We start from the raw sequence: 4,624 nt of genomic DNA, 5'->3' as shown, positions 1-4,624 counted from the left end.
GGCGTGCGGGTGGAACTGGCGGTGGATGGTTACGGCACAGCCGATCTGCCGGATGCCTTCATTTCGGCGATGACCGAAGCGGGTGTGCGGTTTCACGCCTTCGACCCGCAACCACGGGTAGCCGGCATGCGGACCAACCTGTTCCGCCGCCTGCACCGCAAGATCGTGGTGGTGGATGGCGAACGGGCATTCGTTGGCGGGATCAACTACAGCGCCGATCACCTGGGCGATTATGGCCCGATGGCCAAGCAGGACTACGCGGTGGAGGTTCGTGGCCCGGTGGTCGCGCAGGTGCACGCTTCCAGCCGACGGCTGATGGCCCCGGTCCTCGAACCGCCCAGTCAGGTACAGCCGCTCACCCAGCCCGCAGGCCAAGTAAGCGCCGTGCTGGTCGAGCGGGACAACACGCGCCACCGTAGCGATATCGAGGCCTGTTACCTGCAGGCCGTGCGTGCGGCCCGTCAGCGCATCGTAGTTGCCAATGCTTATTTCTTCCCCGGTTACCGCCTGTTGCGCGAGTTACGCAATGCAGCGCGCCGTGGTGTGCAGGTAACCCTGATCCTGCAGGGCCAGCCGGACATGCGCTGGGTACGTGCGCTGTCCAGACTGTTGTACAACTACCTGTTGCGCGACGGCGTGCATATTCACGAATACTGCCAGCGCCCTCTGCACGGCAAAGTGGCGTTGGTGGACGATGAATGGTCGACAGTGGGCTCCAGCAACCTCGACCCGCTGAGCCTGTCGTTCAACCTTGAGGCCAACCTGCTGATACGTGATCGGGCGTTCAACCAGCACCTGTACCAACACTTGGCCTCGCTCGCCAGTGACCAATGCAAGGCGGTGACGCTGGAGCGGATGATCCGCGGCTACTGGTGGCGCGCGCCGCTGATTTTCATCGGCTTTCACCTGACCCGCTACTTCCCGCGCATTGCCGGCTGGTTCCCGGCGCACCGCCAACGCCTGAAATCTGTCCAGCCTGAAGTGCAGGCCCAGGGCGACCTTCACGAGGGCAATACCTGATGAAGCACAAAGCCTGGCATACCTGGGGCAAGCGCCTGCTGACCCTGCTGTTCATCGTGCTGATACCGGCGCTGCTGTACATGCTGGCGCGCAACCTTGACTGGAATGAGGTTCGCCAGTCACTGGTCGCCTACAAGCCAAGCACCCTGATCATCGGCTTGGGCCTGGCGCTGTGCAGCTACCTGACATTCGCCGGCTACGACCTGCTGGCCCGCGCCTATACCGGCCACCACCTGCCAGCGCGGCAAGTGCTGCCGGTGGCCTTCGTCTGCTATGCCTTCAACCTGAACTTCACCACCTGGGTCGGCGGCGTTGCCTTGCGTTACCGGTTATACGGACGGCTGGGCCTGGACACGGGGACCATCACCAAGATCCTGACCCTGGGGCTGCTGACCAACTGGATGGGTTACATGCTGCTTGCCGGTACGGTGTTCGCCCTGCGCCTGGTCAAGTTGCCGGAAAACTGGGCAGTGGGCGTAACCGGGCTGCAGATGATCGGTTTTCTGCTGCTGGGTGTGGCACTGGCCTATCTGCTGGCCTGCGGTTTTGCCAAGCGTCGTACATGGCGGGTGCGCGAGCATGAAATCACCCTGCCCTCGCTGCGCCTGGCGCTGTGCCAGGTGGCGCTGGGGGCCAGCAACTGGGCATTGATGGCAGCACTGATTTACTGGCTGTTGCCCGGAGACCTGTTCTACCCCTCTATTCTCGGCATCTTGCTGATCAGTTGCGTGGCTGGAGTCGTCGCCCACATTCCTGCCGGGCTGGGTGTGCTCGAAGCCGTGTTTCTTGCGCTGCTGCACGGCCAACTGGGCCAGGGCAGCCTGGTGGCGGCGCTGCTGGGCTACCGCACCCTTTACTACCTGATCCCGCTGCTGCTGGCGGTGATTACCTACCTGATACTGGAAAAACGCGCCCGCGCTATGCGCCAACGCGGTGAAGCGACATTACGCAAGACCTGAACACGGGCCCAAGGCCCGGGAGGTGGCACATGCGTTTATCTTTGCTGATGGTGGTGCTGGGCAGCCTGGCCAGCACGCAGGTACTGGCCGACGCGTGCGAGGTGATGACCCGCTCCGCCAGTGAAGCGGTCAAGCCAGTTGAAGGACGGACCTGCTACAGCTACAGCAACATGCCGGCTGAAGCGATCAATTGGTCGTGCAGCAACGAGAGCAAGGAGATGCTCAGCACCGAGAAGCACAAGGTCCCGCGCTGCGCCGATGGCAGTGTGGGCAGCTGCATCGCGCCGTTGACCCAGGAGACCCTTGCCAACCCGAAATCGGCAGGGCGCGACGAGCCCTCCACGCGCCCGACGCTGCCCAAGGACGCACAGGTAATCACGTATTACTACGACACCCCCAGCCTCGGCCAGGCCCGTACCGACTGCGAGCGCAATAACGGGATCTGGCAGACGCATTGAGGCCCAGGCCTGCCGCGCCCCGGGAGCCGGCATTGCCAGCTCCCGGGGCGCGTGCTGCAGCAGATATCAAGCTGTTCAAAGGGTCAGGGGGAAATCGGGTCGCTGGCCGGGAAGGTTTCATCCAGGGCATTGTCGACCTTGTTTTCATCGGGTTGAGCCGCTTCACCGCACTTGCAATCACTCATACGGCATGGCTCACCGTTGCGGTGCCCTGATGCACAGGCCTCACAGCAATAGGCTTTGTCATTCTGCATGCGGGCATTCTCGTCCACCGTGCACGAACAGTTCGCACAGGCACATCGACGCTCATTCATGGTCACTTCCTCGGCTCGTTATCAACCACTTCATCAGTCCAGGGTTCACCGTCCAGCGGAGCGGACCGTGCCAGCTCGGCTTCGTCCAGGCCAATGCCACCACCGATCTCCTGCTCATCGACCTCACGCAGGTTCTCATCCGCTGGGCCGTCGTCATCACCCGGTTCGTAGGGGGCGCGCGCGCCGGTTTCATCCAGCAGGGTGCCGGGGCTCAGGTCATCGTCGGTGACGTTGTCTTCCTGCACGCTGTCCGTCAGTGTCTCACCGCCGGTCATGCCGCCTTCTGCGACGCGCCGCGCAGGGAACTCCTTCGCTACTTCAGCCGCCGGGCGTTCATCCCCTATGCGCCCCTCGGGGCGGTCGTTGAAGTCCAGCTCGTGCACGCTGCCCATGCGGTCCTCGGTGTCATCGATTTCGCTGGGGGTATAGGGCTGGCGATCATCGGGTCGGCTCATTTGGGCTCTCCATCAGAGGTGTGTCCGGTCGACTGTGAGTGGGCCTGGAAAATTCAGAGTTTTTTTACCCCCAGCATGCAATCGATTTTTTTGAACTACCGCCCGGCCTGCTGCCTCCCAAATGAGAGACCGAGCCCCCCGGGAGCCTTAGATGATGGCCAAGCCCCTGCAGGAATATGAGCGCAAGCGCGACTTCAATGCCACACCCGAGCCCAGTGGCAAGCGCAGCCGTGCCAAACGTAGCCATGCCCTGCAGTTCTGCATTCAGAAGCACGACGCCAGCCACCTGCATTACGACTTCCGTCTGGAACTGAACGGTACGCTGAAAAGCTGGGCCATCCCCAAAGGGCCCTCCCTGGACCCCAAGGTGCGACGCCTGGCGGTGCACGTAGAGGATCACCCGCTCGACTACGCCGATTTCGAAGGCAGTATCCCGCAGGGTCACTATGGCGCCGGCGATGTGATCGTCTGGGACCGTGGCATCTGGGAGCCAGAGGGTGACGCAAACCAGGCCTATGCCAAGGGCAAGCTGCGCTTTCGCTTGCAAGGAGAGAAGCTGAGCGGCGTGTGGAACCTGTTCCGCACCCGAATGGCAGGCAAGAAAGAGCAGTGGATGCTGGTCAAGTCCCACGATGCTCAGGCACGCAGCGAGGCCGACTACAGCATCGTTGAAGCGCAGCCTGACAGCGTGATCAGCGATCGCACGCTGGTGCCGCGAAGCAGTGCCAGCGCCAAACCTGTGCAACCGCCCAAGCGCAAGCGGGCCGGCGCGGGCAAGAAAGCGGCCTTGCCCGGGCAACTGCAGCCGCAGCTTGCGACCCTGGTCGATTCACCCCCCGCTGGGGACTGGCGCTATGAAGTCAAGTTCGACGGTTATCGCGTGCTCGCTCGCATTGAAGGCGACGACGTGCGGCTGTTCACGCGCAACGGCCATGACTGGAGCCACAAAATGCCAAGGCAAGTGGCTGCGCTTCGCGCTTTAGGCCTGGACAACGCCTGGCTTGATGGCGAGATGGTCGTCAACGGCGAGAACGGGGTGGCCGACTTCCAGGCATTACAGAATGCCTTCGACACCGCCCACGACGAGCGGATCGTCTATTACCTGTTTGACCTTCTTTTCCTGGGTGGCCAGGACCTGCGCGAGCGGCCCCTGGAAGACCGGCGCAAAGCATTGGGTGAACTGCTTGAGCATGACCAGTCCGAGGTTCTGGAGTTTTCTGCCGACTTCGAGCAAGCGGTGGAGTCGCTGCTCGACAGCGCCTGCCGCCTGCAGCTTGAAGGGTTGATCGGCAAGCGCGCCGGTAGTCCCTATACGGGCCGGCGCAGCGCGGACTGGATCAAGCTCAAGTGCAAACAGCGCCAGGAGTTCGTCATCGTCGGGTTCACCGACCCCAAGGGGAGCCGCAGCGGCTTCGGTG

General features: G+C 62.7%; 6 protein-coding genes. 4 read left to right on the top strand and 2 right to left on the bottom strand.

From position 1 onward, the window contains the following. From clsB to BLX42_RS17525, 3 genes are all read left to right on the top strand, one after another. Positions 1 to 1,020 (top strand): cardiolipin synthase ClsB (gene clsB / locus BLX42_RS17535; protein ID WP_161872272.1); only part of this gene is annotated, 1,020 nt, incomplete at its 5' end. After that, positions 1,020 to 1,979 carry a lysylphosphatidylglycerol synthase domain-containing protein gene (locus BLX42_RS17530; protein WP_046786209.1) on the top strand — a complete coding sequence of 320 codons (960 nt, stop codon included), beginning with the start codon at positions 1,020 to 1,022 and terminating at the stop codon, positions 1,977 to 1,979. The genes clsB and BLX42_RS17530, both read left to right, overlap by 1 nt. Before the next feature lie 29 nt (positions 1,980 to 2,008). Then, on the top strand, positions 2,009 to 2,437 hold the full coding sequence (locus BLX42_RS17525; protein ID WP_046786208.1) for a hypothetical protein: 429 nt from the start codon (positions 2,009 to 2,011) through the stop codon (positions 2,435 to 2,437). An 83-nt stretch (positions 2,438 to 2,520) separates the two neighbouring features. Here the strand turns inward: BLX42_RS17525 and BLX42_RS17520 are convergent, their stop codons facing one another. After that, a complete protein-coding gene (locus BLX42_RS17520; RefSeq protein WP_161872271.1) occupies positions 2,521 to 2,751 on the bottom strand; it encodes a metallothionein in 231 nt (76 codons plus the stop codon). A gap of 2 nt (positions 2,752 to 2,753) precedes the next feature. Further along, on the bottom strand, positions 2,754 to 3,206 hold the full coding sequence (locus BLX42_RS17515) for a phosphotransferase system, HPr-related protein (protein ID WP_161872270.1): 453 nt from the start codon (positions 3,204 to 3,206) through the stop codon (positions 2,754 to 2,756). Between the two features lie 154 nt (positions 3,207 to 3,360). On the opposite strand from BLX42_RS17515, the gene ligD reads away from it, so the two are divergent. Then, positions 3,361 to 4,624, top strand: a 1,264-nt coding sequence (gene ligD / locus BLX42_RS17510) for a non-homologous end-joining DNA ligase (protein WP_218580318.1), incomplete at its 3' end; no start/stop codon positions are given.

The organism is Pseudomonas sp. SG-MS2 (assembly GCF_009933855.1).
Classification (GTDB): Bacteria; Pseudomonadota; Gammaproteobacteria; order Pseudomonadales; family Pseudomonadaceae; genus Aquipseudomonas; species Aquipseudomonas putida_E.
The sequence above is the reverse complement of the archived record's forward strand: the minus strand, read 5'-3'. Positions and strand labels throughout refer to the sequence as shown.

Excerpts from the sequence above, each read along its gene's own strand:
- BLX42_RS17530 (WP_046786209.1), top strand. The coding sequence starts at position 1,020 with ATGAAGCACAAAGCCTGGCATACCTGGGGCAAGCGCCTGCTGACCCTG.
- BLX42_RS17520 (WP_161872271.1), bottom strand. The coding sequence starts at position 2,751 with ATGAATGAGCGTCGATGTGCCTGTGCGAACTGTTCGTGCACGGTGGAC.
- BLX42_RS17525 (WP_046786208.1), top strand. The coding sequence starts at position 2,009 with ATGCGTTTATCTTTGCTGATGGTGGTGCTGGGCAGCCTGGCCAGCACG.
- BLX42_RS17515 (WP_161872270.1), bottom strand. The coding sequence starts at position 3,206 with ATGAGCCGACCCGATGATCGCCAGCCCTATACCCCCAGCGAAATCGAT.